Here is a 20901-nt window from a genome sequence, read left to right on the forward strand (position 1 = left end):
CTGATACTGCTATCCCAGTCCATAAAATAGAATTAAACAATGTAGGCGTGGTTGATAAATGATCATAGTTTATTTCGTGACTTTAAATTTGCCTCAAAGTTATGATGCGCTATATACTTAAATCCAAAAGTCAACAGCATATAAGCAGTCGACACATAGAAACTCCATAAAGCAATTTTAGATCTCTTTGGGTTTTCTTTTTTATAAAACATGGCCCAGATTATCAAACCCATGAAGGGCAATGTATAGGGTGGGTCAATAATTGAAATATTATTTAGTCCAAAAAGGAAATTAGAAAAAGGTAAAAATAGCTGCGTGCTATAGGTTGTTAAGCCATCAAGCATTGCGTGAGTAACAAAACCTAAAAACCACAGCCATTAAAAACTTATAAAACTGTTCTTTTCTTTAAATATTATAAAACATAGATATGCAAATGGGATAGCCAAAAAAACATGTGTGAATAAAGCATGCGAATACCCTCGGTGAATTTCTAAATTGGCAATAGGGTCGTCAATTTTTGAAGTAATTATGACATCAAGATCGGGAACCATTCCGGCAATAGCACCCATTAGAATGGTTTTGTTTTCAATTTTGCGACCCATAACAAGTTCGCCCACCCCAGCTCCGAGTACAATTTGAGTTAATGAATCCATAATTTAAATCAAGGCGCAATGTTAGAAATAAAGCAGACAATGCTAGGTTTAGTTTATTGATAGATTTAAACAAAAAAACTACAGATGACTTTTCAGACTTAAAATTTATCAAAAAAGGCAAGAATCAAATTGCTTGATACAACCAACTTTATACTGATTTTCAACACCATCAATGAGCAACTTGCCCTTGATAATTGCTTGAGAATTTTAGCACCAAATAGATTCTATCAAATTAATTCAATACCGATTATGTTTTTAATATAGTCCAATCTTCATTTCATTCGATTGTACTATTTTCAAACTATATCGGCATTATCCATTCTAAAATTATAAAATAGTCTGGACTATTTTATAATTAGAATTGGTAAAAGAACTGAATTCAGTTACTATGAAAACATTGTCATGCCTTGGGAACTAAAGAACAACGATATGGATTTATTCTATAAAGCATTCGCTCCTAAGGAGCTATGCTATTTTTAATCTAGCTGAAAAAGCGAAACGGGAAGTAGATGCAAAATAAAAAGAAAAAAATAAAAGCGCAAGCTATGTGGCAAGTTATTAAATGTGTAACCCACAAAAAAAAATAATGCCCACTTAGATTTTTCTATCAATACAATTGATTATTTTCTTTTTTGAATGAAAAAGAAAACGGGGCTAAAGCCCCGTTTCAATATGTTTCCTTATGAAAAAATTATGCGTCAATTTTTGCATACTTAGCATTCTTCTCAATAAATTCTCTGCGAGGCGGTACATCATCACCCATTAGCATACTGAAAATGTGATCTGCTTCTGCAGCGCTTTCAATGGTTACCTGTTTTAATGTACGTGCATCCGGATTCATGGTTGTTGTCCAAAGTTGCTCCGCATTCATTTCTCCCAATCCCTTGTATCGCTGTACGTTTACATTGCTTTCGTTACCATTACCGGCTATGCGTTTTACTGCAAGCTGCCTTTGTTCTTCGTTCCAGCAATATTCTTCTTCTTTCCCTTTTTTCACAAGATATAATGGTGGAGAAGCAATATAGCAATGCCCCTGTTCAATTAACTCCTTCATATAACGGAAAAAGAAAGTCAAGATTAATGTGCTGATATGACTTCCATCCACATCGGCATCGGTCATGATTACTACTTTATGATAGCGCAACTTTTCAAGATTAAGTGCTTTGCTATCTTCGGCAGTGCCAATAGTAACACCAAGTGCGGTAAAAATATTACGTATTTCTTCGTTATCAAAAATTCGATGTTGCATGGCCTTTTCCACATTCAATATTTTTCCACGCAGTGGAAGTATAGCTTGGTAATTTCGGTTACGACCTTGCTTGGCAGTGCCACCCGCACTATCACCCTCAACTAAAAATATTTCGCATCGGCCCGGGTCGCTATCACTGCAATCGCTCAGTTTGCCTGGTAGTCCTCCACCTGTAAGCACAGTTTTACGTTGAACAAGTTCGCGCGCTCTGCGTGCGGCATATCGAGCCTGGGCAGCAAGTATTACTTTATTAACTATGTTTTTTGCATCGCGCGGATGTTCTTCTAAAAATGCATTAAGGGCCTCACCCACCGCCTGATCTACGGCTCCTATGGCTTCATTGTTTCCAAGTTTGGTTTTGGTTTGACCTTCAAACTGCGGTTCTTGCACTTTTACTGATATTACTGCTGTTAGCCCTTCGCGAAAATCATCACCGGTAATTTCTAATTTCAATTTTTCGAGTAATCCTGATTTATCAGCATATGATTTTAAGGTACGTGTTAAGGCTCTGCGAAAACCGGCTAAGTGTGTTCCACCTTCGTGTGTATTAATGTTGTTAACATACGAATGCAGGTTCTCAGTAAATGAGGTATTGTATTGCATTGCCATTTCCACAGGAATTGGCCTTTTAGGTTTTCAATATAGATAGGTATGTCAATCAATTTTTCGCGGTTGGCATCCAGATACTCTACAAACTCTACAAGGCCACGTTCACTATAAAATTCTTCGGTGCGAACATTGCCATTATCGTCCTTTTCGCGAAGATCGGTTAATGTAATACGTATGCCTTTATTAAGGTACGATAGCTCGCGCATACGCGCTGCAAGCGTATCATATATATACGTGGTGGTTATAAAAATTTCATGATCGGGTTGAAACGTAACAGTAGTGCCAGTGCGGTTGGTCTCGCCTATTACAGCAACATCAGCTTGTGGCTTGCCACGATGATACTCCTGCATGTATATTTTTCCCTGACGATGAACTTCGGCACGCAACAAACTAGACAAAGCATTTACACAAGATACACCCACCCCATGCAAACCGCCTGAAACTTTATATGAATCTTTATCAAACTTACCACCGGCATGCAACACGGTCATTACCACTTCGAGTGCCGATTTTTTTTCTTTTTGGTGCATATCGGTTGGTATACCACGACCATCATCCTGCACAGTAATGCTGTTATTCTCATTAATGTGCACCAGAATATTTTTGCAATATCCGGCAAGTGCTTCATCAATGCTGTTATCAACTACCTCATATACGAGGTGATGCAATCCTTTTACACCGATGTCACCAATGTACATAGCGGGTCGCTTGCGCACGGCCTCTAATCCTTCGAGTACCTGAATACTGTCGGCACCATAATTTGCTTTTGGTTGCTCTACAGCTAATTCTTCGTTCAATTCCATATTTATTTTATTCTTTACTTAGACTATTATGCTAAACTAATGGGGGAAATTCGCTTTTACAGCAAAAAAATCATTTGATTGACTGATTATTTCTAAAATCTTGAATATCGCTCAAATATACAGATTTAAAAGGTATTTGAGGTTAACCAAATGCATTTTTTTTGGTTAAATTTTATTCACAATTTTTTGAAAAATAATAGAAAATTTTTGTTGCAATTTTTGATTAAAATACATATCCATTTTGTAGATTTTTTTATACCAAACCGAGTATAAAAAAGTTGGCATTAACTTACTCACTATTCTTTATTCCACTTACGATATAAATCAGGTCTTCGTGCTTTAGTCCGTTCTAAACTTTGTTCGTGTTTCCAGTCGTTTATTAGCTTTTCATTTCCTGATAATAACACATCGGGAACACGATAACCGTTATAATCAGCAGGTCTTGTGTACACGGGGGGCGCCAATAACCCATCCTGAAATGAATCAGACAAGGCACTTGTTTCATCGTTCATTACACCGGGTATTAATCTAAATATGGCATCAACCATGACTCCTGCTGCCAATTCTCCACCCGATAATACGTAGTCACCTATCGATACTTCGCGAGTAATAAAATGTTGCCGCACACGTTCATCAATCCCTTTGTAATGGCCACAAAGTAAAATCACGTTGCCCAAAAGCGATAATTGATTAGCAATAGCTTGATTAAAAAGCTCACCATCGGGGCTTAGGTATATGACCTCATCATAGGTTCGCTGACTTTTAAGATGTTGCAGGCAATTTACAATGGGCTCGCATTGCATCACCATTCCGGCCCCACCACCATAGGCATAATCATCAAGGGTGCGATGCTTGTGTACTGCATATTCACGCAAATGAACCAGATTAACTTCAATTAATCCACGCTCGCGTCCACGTTTTAATATACTATGATCGAATGGACCCTGCAATAGTTCAGGCAGAACGGTAATTACATCTATGCGCATTGATTAATCAAGATTGTACAAATGATTAAAAATTTTTTCATCACCTGATGAAAAAGCTATTCCTCTGCGTTGCATTACTGTTTTTGCCAATTGAATAGCCTTTGCCAAATCAAACTTATTATTGCCTGTACCATCGCCCCAAGCAAAATTAGGTACATACTTCCTTGGGAAATCGCCACTAAAAATATTTGCACTAAAGCCTGTTACAGTGCCGGTATTAAACTGTGTATTAATAGCGCTTTTACAATGATCGGCCATCAAGAGCCCACAAAATTGCAACCCGGTGCTTACATAACTTTTTGATTGTGGGTGATAAATTTTTACCTCTCCATAATTATTTTTTAAATTCGAACAATTCGTATCGGCCCCCAAATTACACCATTCTCCAATTACCGCATTTCCAATAAATCCATCATGTGCTTTATTGCTATTGCTTAGAAAAACAGCATTACTCACTTCGCCTCCCACCTTGCAGCCTGGACCAATGGTGGTAGCACCGTAAATTTTAGCTCCCATTTTTAATACTGCATTTTCGCCAAGCGCAAATGGCCCGCGAATCATACAGCCTTCCATAACTTCGGCATTCTTTGAAATGTAAACAGGTCCAGTGGTGGCGTTAATTATTGAGCAGCTAACTCTAGCACCTTCCTCAACAAAAATAGCTTCGGCTCCAATTAGTTGATTGGTACCATCAATCTGGATTGACTGTTTACCGCTGTTTGCTAAGGCAAAATCTGCTCTTATCTGAGCATCGTTTTTTAAAAAAATATCTGGAGGGCTAGCTATAAAGTCCAACTCCCCATTGAATTGTATCTTTTTTAATGTTGATAAGTCTTCAGCGTGGGAGCATCGCGCTGCAATAAATTGCGCCCCTTTTACCAGACAAGCATCAGATTCTAAATGCAAGATTGCTTTTTCTAATGTATGCGTTGGAAAAATAGATCCATCTATAAAATAATTATCGGCCGTTAGACGTGTGGGGAATTTTTCGGAAAGATAATCTTGCGACAAAAATGAAATGGATGCTGATGGAAAGTAAAATTGCCATTTCTCCCACATGGTAAAAATACCACAACGCAATGCAGCTGCAGGCCTCGATAATGTAAAAGGATACAAATCGCTGTGGTTACAATCTTTTAAAATTATATTCATGGTGCAAGATTAAATACTAAGCCCAATAATAAACAGAAAAAGCCCTACTAAAGAGGGCTTAATCATTTTATTATAAAAATGTACGCGTTACTTAGTTGCTTTCTTATAACGACTGTTAAATTTATCTACACGTCCTGCAGTGTCAACCAATTTCATTTTTCCGGTATAAAAAGGGTGCGACATATGCGAGATTTCTAGTTTCACTAAGGGATACTCATTACCATCTTCCCACTTGATGGAGTCTTTAGTTTCAACACATGATTGAGTTAAGAATGCATAATCGCATGAAATATCCTTAAATACTACTGGGCGATAGCCCTTTGGATGGATGTCTGGCTTCATTTTATATCGTTTTTTTTTAATTTTCAAAAAAGGATTGCAAATGTAAACTTTGTTATTTTACTGACAAAATAAATTGTGAATAAAAAAAAACCGCCCCTTAACACTTTTATAAACAATATTGTAATTTTGACACAATGGCATACTTCTTGGTAATGGCGAAACTCAATAATCAATTAAAAATTAATTAAAAAATGGGAATGTTTAGCGAATTTAAAGATTTTGCCATGAAAGGCAATCTAGTTGACATGTCAGTAGCCTTTGTAATGGGTGCTGCCTTTAACAAAGTGTCGTCAAGCTTTATTGACGGTATTGTAATGCCTCCTATCTCGCTCTTGACCGGTGGAGACTTAGAAGGGTCAATAGTTTTAAAAAAAGGTGTGGATGCAGTTATGGAGAATGGCAAGGAACTAGCTGCTGCAGTGCCGGAGATTGCAATTAAGTACGGTGCGTTTCTTTCTTCTACCATCAATTTTATTGTTGTGGCCTTTGTTATGTTTTTGATAGTAAGAGCTATTAATAACATGAAAAAAGCAGAACCTGCCCCTGCGCCTGACGGACCTTCAGCATCTGAGTCGCTTCTTGGAGAAATCCGCGATTTATTAAAAAAGTAATCCACTAAGGAGTATCTAAAGCCTGCATCGAAATTTTCTTTGCAGGCTTTTTATAATCATTTATTAAAAATAAAAACTCAAATAACAAATATGAAAAAACAAATTATCTCTTTATCAATTGCAATGATGTGCAGCATCGTTGCCTTCTCGCAAGCTGACACTGCCTGGAAAACAGGTGGAATATTCAGTGTAATGTTTAACCAGGTATCGTTTACCCAATGGGCAGCCGGTGGCGATGATGCTACATCGGTAAATGCCATGGTATCACCTTTTGCCAATTATAAAAAAGGCAAGTGGAGCTGGGAAAACAATGGTCTTTTTGCTTATGGTGTTTTAAAAGCCGGAAAGCAAGATTTCCGTAAAAACGATGACCGTATTGATATTAACTCTAAGCTTGGGTATGCGCTCAATCCCAAACTAAATGTTGCTTACTTGTTTAACTTCCGTTCGCAGTTTGCCAATGGATATAATTTTGATAAAGTAGTTTCAAGAATTGATGGTAAAGATTTTTATGATCTTACGTCAAGATTTATGGCTGCACGTTTAATAGTTGGGTACACGCATGATTTTAGTAGCAATATTAAACTTCAAACCCGCCTCGATTTATTTTCTAATTATCTTGAGAATCCACAAAACATTGATGTTTTATGGGATATTATTCTTGGTATAAAGATTAACAAGTACATTTCGGCTACGTACACCACGCAACTTATTTATGACGACAACTCGTTGGTACCAAAAGAAAAAGACAATGTAAAGTACCTAGGCAAAGGAGCTCAAATAAAGCAGGCTCTTGGCGTAGGATTTTCGTATAACTTTTAAAAGATAATTAACGCAAAGGAAGCCGGCTTTTTTAAGCCGGCTTTTTTTTGGGGAAAATTTAAGATAGTATTTACCTGCTTAACAAACCGCAATTGAATAATTTGAATTAATTTGCATCCATCTATAAGAATTATGGTAATGAAAAATGTGGTTGTTGTATTTTTACTTTTTATAAGTGCAAATGCTTTTGGACAATTAGGTGTGGTAAAAGAAAATTTTTCCCGTGCCGATTCGTTGCGCGGTGGCTTGCATCATGAACGTAGCTGTTACGATGTGCAATCTTATGATTTGCAAGTAACTATTGATACGCTAAAAAAGAGTATAACCGGATCTAATAAGATACGTTTCTACTTATTGGACACCGCAAGTTGGATACAGATTGATCTTTTTGAAAATCTTGAAATTGTAAAAATTGATTTTGAAAAATCCAACTTACAAATTCACAAATCAGGAAATGCTACATTTATAGAGTTCCAGAAAACATTACAAAAAAATGATACATTTGAAATAACTATACATTACAAAGGCATACCGCAAGCAGCAAAAACTCCCCCATGGGATGGTGGTTTTGTGTGGAAAAAAGATGCCAATGGCAATCAGTGGATAGCTGTAGCATGTCAGGGTACTGGTGCAAGTTGTTGGTGGCCTTGCAAAGATCATCAAAGTGACGAACCCGCTTATATGACGATGTCTTTTACAGTGCCGCAAGGTTATAGCTGCATATCAAATGGGCGACTAATTGAAAATACTGCTGACTCCATCAACCGAACCGAAACATTCAAATGGAAAGTGAACAATCCTATAAACACGTACAATGTAACTTTCAATATTGGTAAGTACGTGCATTATTATGAAAAGTACAGCGAACTAGATTGCGACTTTTATGTTATGCCTCAGAATTTTAATAAAGCCAAAGAACATTTTAAACAAGTAGAAGATATGTTGAATTGTTTTCAAACTTATTTTGGTGACTACCTTTCGCAACGATGGTTTTAAATTGGTAGAAACTCCATACCTGGGTATGGAGCATCAAAGCTGCATAGCATATGGTAATGGTTACAAAATGGGTTACCGTGGAACCGATCTTTCGGGTACCGGTGTGGGCATGAGTTTCGACTACATTATTGTGCACGAAGCGGCACATGAGTGGTTTGGCAATAGCATTACCTCTAGCGACATATGTGATATGTGGATACACGAAGGCTTTGGCATGTATGCCGAAGCCATATTTGTAGAATGTAAACAAGGAAAAGAGGCTGCTTACAAATACCTTAATGGACTAAAAAAAGGAATAGATAACGACCGGCCTATTGCTGGCAAACCAGGAGTTAACAATGAAGGTAGTGGCGACATGTACAATAAAGGCGCTTTAATGCTGCACACAATTCGCAATTCAATAGACAATGATGATTTGTGGTTGAAAATTCTCTTAGAGTTTAATTTACTTAATCGCCATAGCATAATGGATGCAAGCATGGTTATCAAATTTTTTTATGATGAAACCGGAGTAGATTGGACTCCTGTATTCCATCAATATCTGTATCACAAAAAATTTGCCTGTGTTTGAGTATATACTTGAAAACAAAAACTTTTGTATCGTTGGAATGCCGATGAAAAAATTTTAATTTACCCAGAAGGTGATAGTGGATGAAACCAACATAAGGCTGCAACCAACCACTAAATGGCAAACATTAAAAACACAAAGTAAAAAAGCTTCAGTAAAAATTCAAGACGAAATATACCTTATCAATAGTAAAGACCTGACTCCCCCAAAAAAAAGTAAATAATACTTAAATCCTAATACGATGAAACATCAACGTTACTACCTTATGCTACTTCTTTGCCTTGGATTATTGCAGCCAATAAAATCGCAACGTCTATTAACACAGGCAGATGTAGGCAAACTTGCCGAATCGATGGCTGGCAGTTATAACAGTGCAAAGCAATCGGAAAAAGATACAAGCTATTATAACATTGTGTTGCATATGGTGCCCATTTGGCCCAATGAAAAGAATGGCAAATATCTTTATGTAGAACAAGCAATGGCCACACAAATGGATAAGCCTTACCGACAACGTGTATATCATTTACAACTTGCTGATGACAGCACCATAACTTCCACCGTTTTTGAAATAAGCAGCGCTTCAACATTTATCAATGCCTGGAAACTACCTCACGTGTTGGAACAATTGACTAGCGACTCATTAATATCAAGACAAGGCTGCGCTATTTACTTACGAAAAAATGAAGATGGTAATTTTGTTGGCAGTACAAAAGCAAAGGAATGCCTGAGCACTTTAAGAGGTGCTGCCTATGCAACAAGCGAAGTGGTTATTTACAAAAGCAAAATGGTATCGTGGGACCGTGGCTGGAATGCTGAAGATAAGCAAGTGTGGGGTGCTGTAAAAGCCGGATATCAGTTTATTAAAGAATAAGCAGCTTGCCTTATGCTCAAAAAAATATTCTTTAAGTTTCTGATCATTTTACGTAAAGTCTTTATTTGGTTTGTTGTATTGAGTATTGCAACAACCATTATTTATAGATGGATTAATCCACCAATAACACCACTTATGATATGGCGCGTATGCGAACAACTTTTTGATAGCGATAAAGAAGTTAAACTAACAAAGGATTGGGTCCCATTATCTGAAATATCGCCACAAATGCCTTTGGCAGTTGTGGCTGCCGAAGACCAGAAATTTTCAGAGCATATAGGGTTTGATATAGATGCTATGGAAAAAGCGTTACAATACAACCAAACACATAAAGGCAAAGTTAGAGGTGCCAGCACCATTTCGCAACAAGTTGCAAAAAATGTTTTTCTTTTTCCTGATAGAACTTACCTGCGCAAAGCACTCGAAGTTTATTTTACTTTCCTTATCGAAATTATATGGAGCAAAGAGCGAATACTTGAAGTATATCTGAATGTGATAGAAATGGGTGAAGGAATTTACGGCACCGAAGCTGCAGCGCAACATTACTATAAAAAGAAGGCCGCCCAATTATCAAAATACGAGTGTGCTGCTATTGCATCAATACTTCCCAACCCACGTGTATGGTCACCGTTAAAACCAAATGCACGTGTTGCAAGAAAAATAAAACGAGTAATGGTCTACATGAAATACATCGACTTAAAAGATGTACTTGCAGATGATGACAAAAAATAATAACATGATTAAAGATGTTGCACCAAAATAAAAAAGCAGCCATACGATTTATCTTTATCACCTTGCTCATAGATGTGATAGGCCTGGGAATAATAATTCCGGTAATGCCGGAATTAATTGAACAATTGATAAACGATGACATCAGCCATGCTGCGCAGTATAGCGGGTGGCTAACAATATCCTATAGCCTGATGCAACTGGTATTTGCCCCTATTATTGGAGGGCTTAGTGATAAACTGGGACGCAGACCTGTTTTGCTTGCTTCTTTAGTTGCATTTGGTTTAGATTACTTACTACTTGCATTAGCCCCAACTATTGGCTGGTTATTTATTGGCCGCATTATTGCCGGCATAACGGGCGCAAGCTTTAGCACTGCGCAAGCATATATAGCTGATATAAGCACGGATGAAAACCGCGCACAAAATTTCGGAATGGTTGGAGCTGCTTTTGGCATCGGTTTTATTATTGGCCCAACACTTGGCGGCATACTTGGCGACATTGGCCCCCGAGTTCCATTTTATGTGAGTGCTGCAATTGCTTTGCTCAATGCAGTCTACGGATATTTTGTCCTCCCAGAATCGTTAGACAAAGCTCATCGCAGACCTTTTAGTTGGAAACGTGCCAATCCATTCGGTACTGTAAAACAGGTTTCAAAATGTCCAATCATCGTATATCTGTTGGGAGCTATGCTTTTAATTTATATTGCAGCTCATGCTTTACAAAGCACATGGACTTTTATCATGATCAAAAAATTTGATTGGAGCACATCAATGATCGGATACTCGCTTGGTGTTGTTGGAATTTGTGTTGCTATAGTGCAAGGTTTGCTTATTAAGCACATCAATCCTAAATTAGGAAACGAACGCAGTGCCTATATCGGACTTACCATTGCATGTGCAGGCATGCTGATGTGGGCATTTTCATGGCAATCATGGATGGTATTTGTAGTGACCATCGTATATTGTCTTAGTGGAATAACAATGCCTGCTTTACAAAGTATAATGAGTAAACAAGTGCCTGCAAATGCGCAAGGCGAATTACAGGGTGCCCTAGCTTCGGTAATGAGTGTGCAATATTTTTGGTCCATTACTCATGACTAATATTTTCTTCTTCTTCACTTCGGGCAAATCAACAATCTACTTTCCATCTATGCCCTTTGTGGCTGCTACCTTTCTATTAGGAATAAGTGCAGTGATGGTGTACTATACTTTGCATACAAAAAAATTAAAATCGAGTTAAGGTAAACTTTGCTGTTACATGAACTTGGTGCTTCATAATACCAATCATCCGATTTAATATCACTTTATGCTTTTAGTTGGTATTGGGTTGGTTTTCACTAGCAAAAGAAATGAAACCAACTTAGACTAAAGCTCATCCTCATCCCTCTTCAAACTTTCAACTTCAAACTTCAAACTATTCCCCTTAAACTATCATCGCTCCACCACAAATTTTTGCCAATACCTACCCCTCCTTGCCTTGTATTACCATGCTGTAAAATCCATTGTTGAGTGCGGAACAATCGAGGGTGCAGGTTTCGTTTTCGCATCTGTTTATCTGATTGGCGCTGATTACTAACCTACCCGTGGCATCATATACACTCATAATTACATCCTGTTGTGCGAGCAATGCGGGTAAATAAAAATGCAACTCACCCGAAACAGGATTGGGATATACGGTGAACTGCGAATTTATTTTTTCAAAATCTGAAATACTTAGAGGCATGCTGTTGCCAAGAGTGTCTATTTTAATTAAGGTAGGTAAACGAACATTATTATTATTTCCTGGCACAGTAACTCCTGCTACCACTATTCCGCCATCTATAGTATTTATGGCATGCGATGCTTGAAATTTTGGAAATGGCATGGGAAAAGGCTTTGAATAAAGAAGGTCTCCATTTGTATTATAAAAATTAAAATCCTTATTGCTGCAGGTGAAAATATTATCTCCGCTTATTTGCAATGCCATACGAGGATAGTAGTAACTTAAATTCCGTGTATAAATTGTATCGCCCGTAGCTCTTTCAATTTTAGCAAAATGGTATGCCGCCCCTAAGCTACCTTCACCTACAAGTAGAAAATTACTATCGGGAAGCAATAGAATGTTAGCAGCAAGTATATTGCCGGTAAAGTTGACATTATCGCCATAGTAGCGATTCCAAATTAAATTGCCTGCCGAATCAAAATAGTTAAGTATAAAAGGTTTTAAAGCTTGGGAAACATTACTGCCCGAAACAAGAATATTACCCAAGCTATCTTCTAAAATATGCTCTGCTCCGCCTGGGCAATATTGTGTCCATTTTACATTAAACAAACTATCGGTGCGAATAAGGCCATAGACACCGGCATTTGGACCGGTACTTCCTATTAACATATCACCATTTTTGGTACGATATACACATACAGGATACGCAAAACCAAGTACAGCGTAGGTAGTTATATTTGGAATATTCCAAGTATAGGGATTGATAAGGGCTGACTGTATGCCAATTATTCCATTTTGAGACTGCACGGCTACACATATTAGCGAATCGGAATATGTGATGTGATGCTATGCACCCAATATTGGTGGCCACGCATTAAACTTACTTATAGTATCCCCATACACATTGATATGGTACAAACCTGTTTCTGCAGCACCTACTTGCTTTGTATGTAAAATAATACTACTATCTTTAAGTTCTGCTAATGACCATACATAAAATTCACCATTACTTTCATAGATTTTAGTATATAGATTCTGTGATTTACAATTCACCCAGATTATATTAGTAAAAAAAAGTAACAGCAGCAATTGGACTTGCCTTGCATTAAACTTTATTAATTTCATGCTACTCGGTTATTTAATTACAGTAAAAGGGATTTGAATATCAGATCCTGCAATTCGCAAAATAAATTGCCCTGTAATTTCAGGAGTACACTCAACTCTTAATAAAGCATCATCTAGTTGCTTGAAAGCAAAATTTGATTCAACTGATTGTCCAAGTGTATTATAAATTCCTATTTTATCCATATCATTTTTTTTGTTCAAAGTTCACGTCCCAACGAAACATCCTGTATTTAATTTCCACTTCTTTTTTTCCTGTTTCGCGGGGACGCGAACCAGGGACTACCAGCATAACTTAATGTACGAACCTAGCCGCTCTGTATGAAAGAACGGATGCAAAATTTTTGCGATACAAATTAAACAGAAAATAAATTAAAAAAGCAAGAAAAAAAGTACTTACTTTTTTACATTAAAGATATAGCTATCGTTTATGTATCCGGGTTGATCGGTTATTCCTGTTATTTTTATTACCACGTATTTAGGTATGGCTGCTAAATTTAATCGTGTAATGTAAATATCACCAATTTGAATTGAATCGGTAACATTTATCTGAATGCTGTTAAGGTATTGAGACTCAACAGACGATACGGTTGCCTGTGCGTAATTAAAATTGTTTGACTTTACGAACTTTGCATACGTTGGCGCAAACCACTTATAGGTAAGGCTTTGAATACTGCTGTCGGGTATATACTCTTGCAAGTCGCGGCTACTGCTATCGGTAAAAACTGCGCTATTGGGCTCAAGCAGTTCAAGATTAAAAGCGTTGTTGTTAATATTAAACCCCGAATTAAACTGATGTCCTTGCGACTCAGTAAGGCTCTGGTCGCTTACATAAATTTGCTTTAAGTCTTTACCTTCGGTTCCATCTTCGTCTATGGCTGCAAAACTTAGATAAATTAATTTGCCTACTGCTGTTTCAGGAACTTTATACTGAAAAGTATAACTCAATGTTTTAGTTCCAATATTATTAGAATCTAAAAAAATAGTTTGAAAATCATTTTGAATCTGCACTTTAATTATAAATCGTGTGATAGCTTTTTCGGAGGTTACTTTAATCCCCTTTGAAATTATATCACCGGCTTTGGCACTTACTCTAAAATCGGTAGGTGTAACTTCAAACAATGGAACTGCCTCTTCCTTTTTTTTGCACGAGGCAAAAAGAAAGAGGCATATCCCTGCATACAATACAAATTGTTTCAATTAATTACTTTGCTTTTAATTTAAAAGCTTTTGCTTTTACTGTGTACGTGCGCTTACTTCCTAAAAACATGAGGTTTCGTTTTTCATCTACATTAAAAGGTATAACAAAATCTGCATCGGGTTTTTGTGAAAGTGCATCATATAGGGCATTATTAACACCACGGTTGTTAGGCAAGAATCCTGTAGATCCTGCAACTGCAGTGTTTACATAACGCCAACGTTTTCCGCCAATTGGCAGACCAAGTACAAAATTCTGAGAAGCTGTACCGGTTACTTCGCCAACATAATCTAGGTTATCATAGTTTACAATAACCTGAACATTTACCGGTGCCGATAAACGTGCGCTACGATTAATAGTACACGAAGTTATGAAGGCCATGGTAAGTATTCCGAGTATAATTTTTATTTTATTCATTGTTTTAAATGTTTATTATTTTCTACAATGAAATTAATTGCGGCTAAAGTAAATGCTTAATATCAAACGAACATCCTGATTGGTGTCCATATCAAAACTGCTACGTTTTAAATCTTTGTATGAATTTTCATCATCACTTTGAGTAAAGTAAGTAAGCGTGGTTACATCGGTACCACTTTTTACATCCTTTTCATTTTCTGTCTTACCGCCTTTAGTCCACTTAGCCGTCCAGCCATACTCCATACCTAACGATACCGGCAGGTGAGCAATAAATACGTTAAAGCCTATCACACCACCTAAACCTATAACTGCCTTGTTAGTTGTTCTGGTTAGACGATTATAATCGCCATTAGCAAATTCAGAATTGTCAACGTTGAGCTCTTTCCTGAAACCTAAGTGCAAGTCGGCACCGGCATATACATCAAACATATTAGCTGGGCTAAAGTGTTTTTGGATACCGGGAATCAACACATACTCGCGTTTCAAATCTTGAAACTCGCGGTCTGTTAGTGCAAAATTTTGTGACCCTCCATCAACCTGAGTAGTTGAGTCACTGCTTCCGTTAAATTTATTATTTTCTTTATATAAACGGATAGCACCTCGAAAAGCCACATTATCACTTAAGTAATAACGGATACTTATCGGTGCCCCACTTCCAAGTGAGTTAACGTTGTTAAAACCCTTATCAACGCTATCGTTGCTGAATAATGAGGTTAAGTCGGCACCAAAAGTAAGGGCCATATCGCCTTTTTGAGGGCGAGCTCCCAATGGTTCAACAGTATTATCGTTACTGCGTGTGGATAATTGTCCAAATCCTGAAAGCGCCACACCGGCAAACAGAATTGTTACGAAGATTTTTTTCATATTATTTTGATTTAAAGAGATTTTATTGTCTAATAAATAATTTTAAAAGCGGTTAATGTGGTGCAAATGAAAAACTTTTTTTTCTCCAAAGCCAGCAGGTGATTTATGGCATGAGCCTTTGCCTGTTGAAAAATTACCACCTTAAATAACCGTACTGCTATTATTTTGGTCTTTAATTATAGCATGGCTTATTATTTTACTGTCAAAAAAACATAATTATTTGAATTTGAGCTACTTGTGCCTTATTTTGTTAATTCAAAACTGGATCTAACTAAACCTAAAAAAACAGGCTTACACTAACAAGTCAACCAATTTTTGTTTAAAAAAAATACGGATTATGACCAAAATCATAAATAATTCCGGGACAATTACCCTTTTTATCAACTAGGTAATGTGTTGGGGGATTAGATGAGAAAAAATACTGCAAGCATTTATTACCCTGCCCAACCATCTCTATCCAAACTCCTAAAGTTTATAGCTTCGGCAAGATGTTCTGTTTTTATATCTGTGCTTGCAGCCAAATCGGCAATGGTGCGCGATACTTTTAATATGCGGTCATAGGCACGAGCCGAAAGGCCAAGTCTATCCATTGCAACTTTTAATAAAGCGGTGCCTTCATCGGTTAGCTTGCACAGGCTGCGTAATTGCTTGGTATTCATTTGAGCATTGCAAAATACGGTGGGCGTAGCCTCATATCGCTCTGCTTGAATATTGCGGGCTGTTACAACTCTTTCGCGTACATCATTGCTTTTTTCCGAAATACGCTCTTTGGTTAATTCGCTAAAAGGTACCGGTGTAACCTCTACATGCAAATCAATTCTATCTAATAAAGGACCCGATATTTTATTTAGGTACTTCTGTACAATGCCCGGCCCGCAAACACAATCCTTTTCGGGATGATTGTAAAAACCACAAGGGCATGGATTCATACTAGCAACCAGCATGAAAGAGGCAGGATATTCAACAGCAAATCGAGCACGTGATATTGTAATTTTTCGTTCTTCTAATGGTTGCCTCATTACTTCCAATACGGTACGCTTAAACTCTGGCAACTCATCCAAAAATAAAACGCCATTATGTGCAAGTGAAATTTCTCCGGGTTGCGGAATGCCGCCACCTCCAACTAAAGCCACATCGCTAATGGTGTGGTGTGGCGACCGGAAAGGGCGAACCGAAATCAACCCCATTTCCTTACCCATTTTGCCGGCAACCGAATGTATTTTGGTAACCTCCAGCGCTTCTTGTAACGTAAGCGGTGGCAGTATGGTTGGTAAGCGTTTTGCAAGCATGGTTTTGCCGGCTCCCGGTGGACCAATCAATATTACATTGTGGCCTCCGGCTGCTGCTATTTCTAAGGCACGCTTTATATTCTCCTGCCCTTTTACATCGCTAAAATCAAACTCGCTTTGGGTTTGCTTGTTATAAAACTCTTCGCGGGTATTAACTATTACTTGCTCCAAGGCTTGGTCTCCTGTAAAATGATGTATTACCTGACTAAGGTTTTCTACCCCATAAACTTTTAAGTCGCTTACAATAGCAGCTTCGCGGGCATTTTCTTTCGGCAATATAAACCCTTTAAAGCCTTGCTTTCGTGCCTCTATGGCTATTGGCAATGAGCCTTTAATGGGCATCACACTACCATCCAGGCTTAATTCGCCCATAATGATGTACTCGCTTATATCCTCTGCCCAAATTTGTTCGGAGGCGGCAAGTATTCCCATGGCTATGGTAAGGTCATAGGCACTGCCCTCTTTACGAATATCAGCAGGTGCCATATTTACAACCACCTTTTTGCCTGGCATTTTGTAGCCAATGTTTTTGAGGGCTGCTTCTATGCGTTGTTGACTCTCCTTTACTGCATTATCAGGCAAACCAACCATATAAAACTTAATTCCCTCGCTCACATTTACTTCTACGGTAATGGTGGTTGCATTTACTCCATGTACTGCGCTGCCGTATGTCTTTACAAGCATATATTTAGCTGTGATACTTTTTTGATAAAAATGGATGGGCAAGATAGCGAGATTTTGGCTGTCATAAAAAATTAATAAACCCAAAATTATTAATTGTAACTTTCGTTAGTTATTACATACATTTGTTAGATTATAAAATATCAGTAAAATGAAACTTGCAAAAATTTGGTATTTACTAGCTATCATGATTTGGATGAGTGCCTTCCTTGTTTCATGCAAAAAAGATAAGCCTGAAATTAGCAACATACCCATTATTAGTATTCAAAGTGTTAGTCCTGCAGGTAATATTAAAGAATTTACCGATTCGGTTACCCTCATTATTGCTTATGAGGATGGCGATGGAGATTTAGGAGAAAATTCTACCACCGCAAAAAATTTGTTTATTACCGATAGTCGAATTGGAGTTACAGAGTCATTCAGAATAAGTGAACTTGCACCTTCAGGTGCAAGCATTCATATAAAAGGTACGTTAAGATTAGTTCGTAAAAATATTCCCATAACTAACGGAAATAGCAGCGAGCAATTTACCTATAATGTATATGTAAAAGATAGAGCAGGCAATCAAAGCAACACGGTAAGCAGCCCAGCTATTACGGTTGTAAAGTGAACAGGGAGACCGTTTAAGAAATCTGCTTTATTCCTTCGGGGGTTTTATAAAAATTGGACGATCGATAGATTTTATCGTTTGCAGGATCGAAAAATGAGCCAACATCTTCCGGAGTAGAAGCCACAATATGTTCACTCTTTATCACCCAAATATTAATAGCCTCATTTCTGCGACTATACACATCGCGGGCATTTAACAAAGCCATTTCTTTGTCGGGCGCTTTTACACTACCTGCATGTTCCATAGGTGCTGCCTGTTTTTTTTGAGTGAATACTTCCCAGGTTTCAAACTCAGTACTTTCTGCCATTTACAATCATTTATGCGACAAAGGTATTGAATAAATCTTTTAAAAACCTCCTAGTTGTCATTAAAAAATAGCGACTACATGTAAATTAGTACGTTACCAAGAAATGGCGTAGAGGTTAAAATGTCTTTTTGTCACAACTTTATGGTTGGCATAATGATTGAAAAAGACCTTATCAAAAAATTAATTATACATAAAAAAATGAGAAAAGTAATAGGAATAGACCTGGGCACCACCAACTCTTGTGTAGCTGTAATGGAAGGCAACGAACCGGTGGTAATACCAAATAGTGAAGGCCGCAGAACCACGCCCTCCATTGTTGCGTTTATAAAAGATGGCGAACGCAAAGTTGGCGACCCTGCAAAACGACAAGCAATTACAAATCCCAAGAAAACCATTTATTCGATAAAGCGTTTTATGGGCGAAACGTATGACAAGGTTTCTAAAGAAATTGCACGTGTACCTTATGAAGTAACCAAAGGCGAAAACAATACGCCACGCGTGAAAATAGATGACCGGACTTACACTCCACAAGAAATATCGGCAATGGTGTTGCAAAAAATGAAAAAAGACCGCTGAAGATTACCTTGGAACCGAGGTGCATGAAGCCGTAGTTACTGTGCCTGCATATTTTAATGACTCGCAGCGTCAGGCAACCAAAGAAGCCGGAGAAATAGCGGGTTTAAAAGTATTGCGAATAATAAACGAACCTACAGCGGCAGCCCTTGCTTATGGGTTAGATAAAAAACATACAGATTCAAAGGTAGCAGTATTTGATTTGGGTGGCGGAACGTTTGATGTTTCTATCCTGGAATTAGGTGATGGTGTGTTTGAAGTAAAATCAACTAATGGCGATACTCACTTAGGTGGAGACGATTTTGATCAGGTAATAATTGACTGGTTGGCCGATGAGTTTAAGTCGGACGAAGGCATAGACTTACGCAAAGACCCCATGGCATTGCAACGCTTAAAAGAAGCATCTGAAAAAGCAAAAATAGAACTATCGAGCAGTGCGCAAACAGAAATTAACCTGCCGTACATTATGCCGGTTGATGGTGTTCCTAAGCACTTGGTAAAAACTCTTACCCGCGCTAAGTTTGAACAACTTGCCGATAAACTAATTCAGGCAACACTGGAGCCTTGCAAAAAAGCGTTGACAGATGCTAAACTTAATGCAAGTCAAATTGACGAAGTTATTCTTGTAGGCGGTAGCACACGCATACCTGCCATACAGGAACTGGTAGAAAAGTTTTTTGGCAAGAAGCCATCCAAAGGAGTAAATCCGGATGAAGTAGTAGCCGTGGGTGCAGCCATACAAGGCGCGGTACTTACAGGTGAAGTAAAAGATGTGTTACTGCTTGATGTTACACCACTTTCGTTAGGTATAGAAACAATGGGTGGAGTATTTACCAAACTAATTGAATCTAACACAACAATACCAACCAAGAAAAGTGAAACATTCAGTACGGCAAGCGATAATCAGCCTTCGGTAGAATTGCATGTATTGCAAGGTGAGCGACCAATGGCAAATGCAAATCGCACCATTGGCAGATTTCACTTAGATGGAATACTGCCAGCACAACGCGGCATTCCGAAAATTGAAGTAACATTTGATATTGATGCCAACGGTATATTACATGTAACTGCAAAAGATCAGGGCACTGGCAAATCGCAAAACATACGCATAGAAGCAAGCAGCGGCCTAAGCGAAGAAGAAATTAAACGCATGAAACAAGAAGCCGAAGCCAATGCAGATGCCGATAAGCGTTTGAAAGAAGAAACAGAAAAAATAAATCAGGCTGATACTATGATTTTCCAAACAGAAAAACAGTTGAAAGAGATTGGCGATAAAATTCCTGCAGATAAGAAAACGAGCATTGAAACGGCATTGGCTCAATTGAAAGAAGCACACACTGCGCGCAATGTTGCAGCTATAGAAACAGCAATGGCCGAAATGAATAAAGCATGGGAAGCAGCTGCGCAAGATGTATATGCTGCACAACAAAATGCAAACAGTAGCTCCACTGCTGATAAAGGGCAATCTGCATCAGGTGACCAATCAGCTAGTACCGATGATGTTAAAGACGTACCTTTTGAAGAAGTAAAGTAACCTGAAAACGTATATCGAATAAACTACAAGCCCTTGCAAATGCGAGGGCTTTTTTATTTTACAAAATGGCTTTGATTTTTTTTGCAAAAAAAATTGGATGTAGCACCGATTATGCTTTCAATATAGTCCAATCTTCATTTTATTTGATTGCACTATTTTCAAGCTATATCGGCATTAACCATTCTAAAATTATAAAATAGTTTGGACTATT

At 37.9% G+C, this 20901-nt stretch carries 20 protein-coding genes and 3 pseudogenes; 9 read left to right on the plus strand and 14 right to left on the minus strand.

Annotation, left to right across the window (positions count from 1 at the left end):
• Positions 1-62: 62 nt before the first annotated feature.
• The 6 genes and pseudogenes from IPO27_12035 to IPO27_12060 all read right to left on the minus strand — a co-directional run bounded on the left by IPO27_12035 (position 63) and on the right by IPO27_12060 (position 5794).
• Positions 63-344: a hypothetical protein gene (locus tag IPO27_12035; protein ID MBK8847223.1), complete on the minus strand. Its 282-nt coding sequence runs from the start codon at positions 342-344 to the stop codon at positions 63-65.
• Positions 345-377: 33 nt separating this feature from the next.
• The gene (locus tag IPO27_12040) at positions 378-653 is read right to left on the minus strand and encodes a metal-dependent hydrolase (GenBank protein MBK8847224.1); all 276 of its coding nucleotides are present in this window, start codon (positions 651-653) and stop codon (positions 378-380) included.
• Between the two features lie 691 nt (positions 654-1344).
• A pseudogene (gene gyrB, locus IPO27_12045) lies at positions 1345-3314 on the minus strand (DNA topoisomerase (ATP-hydrolyzing) subunit B).
• Between the two features lie 296 nt (positions 3315-3610).
• Entirely contained in the window at positions 3611-4300 is a 690-nt protein-coding gene (gene trmD / locus IPO27_12050) for a tRNA (guanosine(37)-N1)-methyltransferase TrmD (protein ID MBK8847225.1), read from the minus strand.
• 3 nt (positions 4301-4303) lie between these two features.
• Positions 4304-5452 carry a glucose-1-phosphate thymidylyltransferase gene (locus IPO27_12055; GenBank protein ID MBK8847226.1) on the minus strand — a complete coding sequence of 383 codons (1149 nt, stop codon included), beginning with the start codon at positions 5450-5452 and terminating at the stop codon, positions 4304-4306.
• Between the two features lie 87 nt (positions 5453-5539).
• Positions 5540-5794 (minus strand): type B 50S ribosomal protein L31, encoded by a 255-nt coding sequence (locus IPO27_12060; protein MBK8847227.1) that lies wholly within the window; start codon positions 5792-5794, stop codon positions 5540-5542.
• A gap of 191 nt (positions 5795-5985) precedes the next feature.
• On the opposite strand from IPO27_12060, the gene mscL reads away from it, so the two are divergent.
• The 7 genes and pseudogenes from mscL (at position 5986) to IPO27_12095 (ending at position 11633) form a co-directional block, all read left to right on the plus strand.
• On the plus strand, positions 5986-6405 hold the full coding sequence (mscL, locus tag IPO27_12065) for a large conductance mechanosensitive channel protein MscL (protein MBK8847228.1): 420 nt from the start codon (positions 5986-5988) through the stop codon (positions 6403-6405).
• A gap of 90 nt (positions 6406-6495) precedes the next feature.
• The gene (locus tag IPO27_12070) at positions 6496-7227 is read left to right on the plus strand and encodes a DUF3078 domain-containing protein (protein MBK8847229.1); all 732 of its coding nucleotides are present in this window, start codon (positions 6496-6498) and stop codon (positions 7225-7227) included.
• Between the two features lie 138 nt (positions 7228-7365).
• Entirely contained in the window at positions 7366-8223 is an 858-nt protein-coding gene (locus tag IPO27_12075; GenBank protein MBK8847230.1) for a hypothetical protein, read from the plus strand.
• Positions 8195-8794: a hypothetical protein gene (locus IPO27_12080; protein ID MBK8847231.1), complete on the plus strand. Its 600-nt coding sequence runs from the start codon at positions 8195-8197 to the stop codon at positions 8792-8794. Before IPO27_12075 ends, IPO27_12080 begins: the two co-directional genes overlap by 29 nt.
• 238 nt (positions 8795-9032) lie before the next feature.
• Positions 9033-9662 carry a chromophore lyase CpcT/CpeT gene (locus tag IPO27_12085; protein MBK8847232.1) on the plus strand — a complete coding sequence of 210 codons (630 nt, stop codon included), beginning with the start codon at positions 9033-9035 and terminating at the stop codon, positions 9660-9662.
• Positions 9663-9674: 12 nt separating this feature from the next.
• Positions 9675-10394, plus strand: a complete 720-nt coding sequence (gene mtgA, locus IPO27_12090; GenBank protein ID MBK8847233.1) for a monofunctional biosynthetic peptidoglycan transglycosylase — start codon at positions 9675-9677, stop codon at positions 10392-10394.
• 14 nt (positions 10395-10408) lie between these two features.
• Positions 10409-11633: pseudogene (locus tag IPO27_12095) on the plus strand (TCR/Tet family MFS transporter).
• Between the two features lie 222 nt (positions 11634-11855).
• Here the strand turns inward: IPO27_12095 and IPO27_12100 are convergent.
• The 7 genes from IPO27_12100 to IPO27_12130 form a co-directional block, all read right to left on the minus strand.
• Positions 11856-12902: a T9SS type A sorting domain-containing protein gene (locus IPO27_12100; protein ID MBK8847234.1), complete on the minus strand. Its 1047-nt coding sequence runs from the start codon at positions 12900-12902 to the stop codon at positions 11856-11858.
• A 39-nt stretch (positions 12903-12941) separates the two neighbouring features.
• The gene (locus IPO27_12105; GenBank protein ID MBK8847235.1) at positions 12942-13148 is read right to left on the minus strand and encodes a hypothetical protein; all 207 of its coding nucleotides are present in this window, start codon (positions 13146-13148) and stop codon (positions 12942-12944) included.
• Positions 13149-13229: 81 nt separating this feature from the next.
• Positions 13230-13403: a hypothetical protein gene (locus tag IPO27_12110; protein ID MBK8847236.1), complete on the minus strand. Its 174-nt coding sequence runs from the start codon at positions 13401-13403 to the stop codon at positions 13230-13232.
• A gap of 210 nt (positions 13404-13613) precedes the next feature.
• Positions 13614-14417: a hypothetical protein gene (locus tag IPO27_12115; protein MBK8847237.1), complete on the minus strand. Its 804-nt coding sequence runs from the start codon at positions 14415-14417 to the stop codon at positions 13614-13616.
• A gap of 4 nt (positions 14418-14421) precedes the next feature.
• The gene (locus IPO27_12120; GenBank protein MBK8847238.1) at positions 14422-14832 is read right to left on the minus strand and encodes a hypothetical protein; all 411 of its coding nucleotides are present in this window, start codon (positions 14830-14832) and stop codon (positions 14422-14424) included.
• A gap of 33 nt (positions 14833-14865) precedes the next feature.
• Positions 14866-15696: a hypothetical protein gene (locus IPO27_12125; protein ID MBK8847239.1), complete on the minus strand. Its 831-nt coding sequence runs from the start codon at positions 15694-15696 to the stop codon at positions 14866-14868.
• 434 nt (positions 15697-16130) lie between these two features.
• Positions 16131-17669, minus strand: coding sequence for a YifB family Mg chelatase-like AAA ATPase (locus IPO27_12130; GenBank protein ID MBK8847240.1), 1539 nt, complete (start codon positions 17667-17669; stop codon positions 16131-16133).
• A 148-nt stretch (positions 17670-17817) separates the two neighbouring features.
• On the opposite strand from IPO27_12130, the gene IPO27_12135 reads away from it, so the two are divergent.
• Complete coding sequence (locus IPO27_12135; GenBank protein ID MBK8847241.1) at positions 17818-18276, plus strand: hypothetical protein; 459 nt, start codon at positions 17818-17820, stop codon at positions 18274-18276.
• 13 nt (positions 18277-18289) lie between these two features.
• On the opposite strand, the gene paaB is transcribed toward IPO27_12135, so the two are convergent.
• Positions 18290-18583 (minus strand): 1,2-phenylacetyl-CoA epoxidase subunit B, encoded by a 294-nt coding sequence (paaB, locus tag IPO27_12140; GenBank protein ID MBK8847242.1) that lies wholly within the window; start codon positions 18581-18583, stop codon positions 18290-18292.
• Positions 18584-18781: 198 nt separating this feature from the next.
• Between paaB and dnaK the strand changes: the two are divergent.
• Positions 18782-20690 (plus strand): annotated as a pseudogene (gene dnaK / locus IPO27_12145) (molecular chaperone DnaK).
• The last annotated feature ends 211 nt before the right edge of the window (positions 20691-20901 follow it).

Source organism: Bacteroidota bacterium (assembly GCA_016714535.1).
Lineage (GTDB): Bacteria > Bacteroidota > Bacteroidia > AKYH767-A > OLB10 > JADKFV01.

Excerpts from the sequence above, each read along its gene's own strand:
- IPO27_12035 (MBK8847223.1), bottom strand. The coding sequence starts at position 344 with ATGCTTGATGGCTTAACAACCTATAGCACGCAGCTATTTTTACCTTTT.
- IPO27_12040 (MBK8847224.1), bottom strand. The coding sequence starts at position 653 with ATGGATTCATTAACTCAAATTGTACTCGGAGCTGGGGTGGGCGAACTT.
- trmD (MBK8847225.1), bottom strand. The coding sequence starts at position 4,300 with ATGCGCATAGATGTAATTACCGTTCTGCCTGAACTATTGCAGGGTCCA.
- IPO27_12055 (MBK8847226.1), bottom strand. The coding sequence starts at position 5,452 with ATGAATATAATTTTAAAAGATTGTAACCACAGCGATTTGTATCCTTTT.
- IPO27_12060 (MBK8847227.1), bottom strand. The coding sequence starts at position 5,794 with ATGAAGCCAGACATCCATCCAAAGGGCTATCGCCCAGTAGTATTTAAG.
- mscL (MBK8847228.1), top strand. The coding sequence starts at position 5,986 with ATGGGAATGTTTAGCGAATTTAAAGATTTTGCCATGAAAGGCAATCTA.
- IPO27_12070 (MBK8847229.1), top strand. The coding sequence starts at position 6,496 with ATGAAAAAACAAATTATCTCTTTATCAATTGCAATGATGTGCAGCATC.
- IPO27_12075 (MBK8847230.1), top strand. The coding sequence starts at position 7,366 with ATGAAAAATGTGGTTGTTGTATTTTTACTTTTTATAAGTGCAAATGCT.
- IPO27_12085 (MBK8847232.1), top strand. The coding sequence starts at position 9,033 with ATGAAACATCAACGTTACTACCTTATGCTACTTCTTTGCCTTGGATTA.
- mtgA (MBK8847233.1), top strand. The coding sequence starts at position 9,675 with ATGCTCAAAAAAATATTCTTTAAGTTTCTGATCATTTTACGTAAAGTC.
- IPO27_12110 (MBK8847236.1), bottom strand. The coding sequence starts at position 13,403 with ATGGATAAAATAGGAATTTATAATACACTTGGACAATCAGTTGAATCA.
- IPO27_12120 (MBK8847238.1), bottom strand. The coding sequence starts at position 14,832 with ATGAATAAAATAAAAATTATACTCGGAATACTTACCATGGCCTTCATA.
- IPO27_12125 (MBK8847239.1), bottom strand. The coding sequence starts at position 15,696 with ATGAAAAAAATCTTCGTAACAATTCTGTTTGCCGGTGTGGCGCTTTCA.
- IPO27_12130 (MBK8847240.1), bottom strand. The coding sequence starts at position 17,669 with ATGCTTGTAAAGACATACGGCAGCGCAGTACATGGAGTAAATGCAACC.
- IPO27_12135 (MBK8847241.1), top strand. The coding sequence starts at position 17,818 with ATGAAACTTGCAAAAATTTGGTATTTACTAGCTATCATGATTTGGATG.
- paaB (MBK8847242.1), bottom strand. The coding sequence starts at position 18,583 with ATGGCAGAAAGTACTGAGTTTGAAACCTGGGAAGTATTCACTCAAAAA.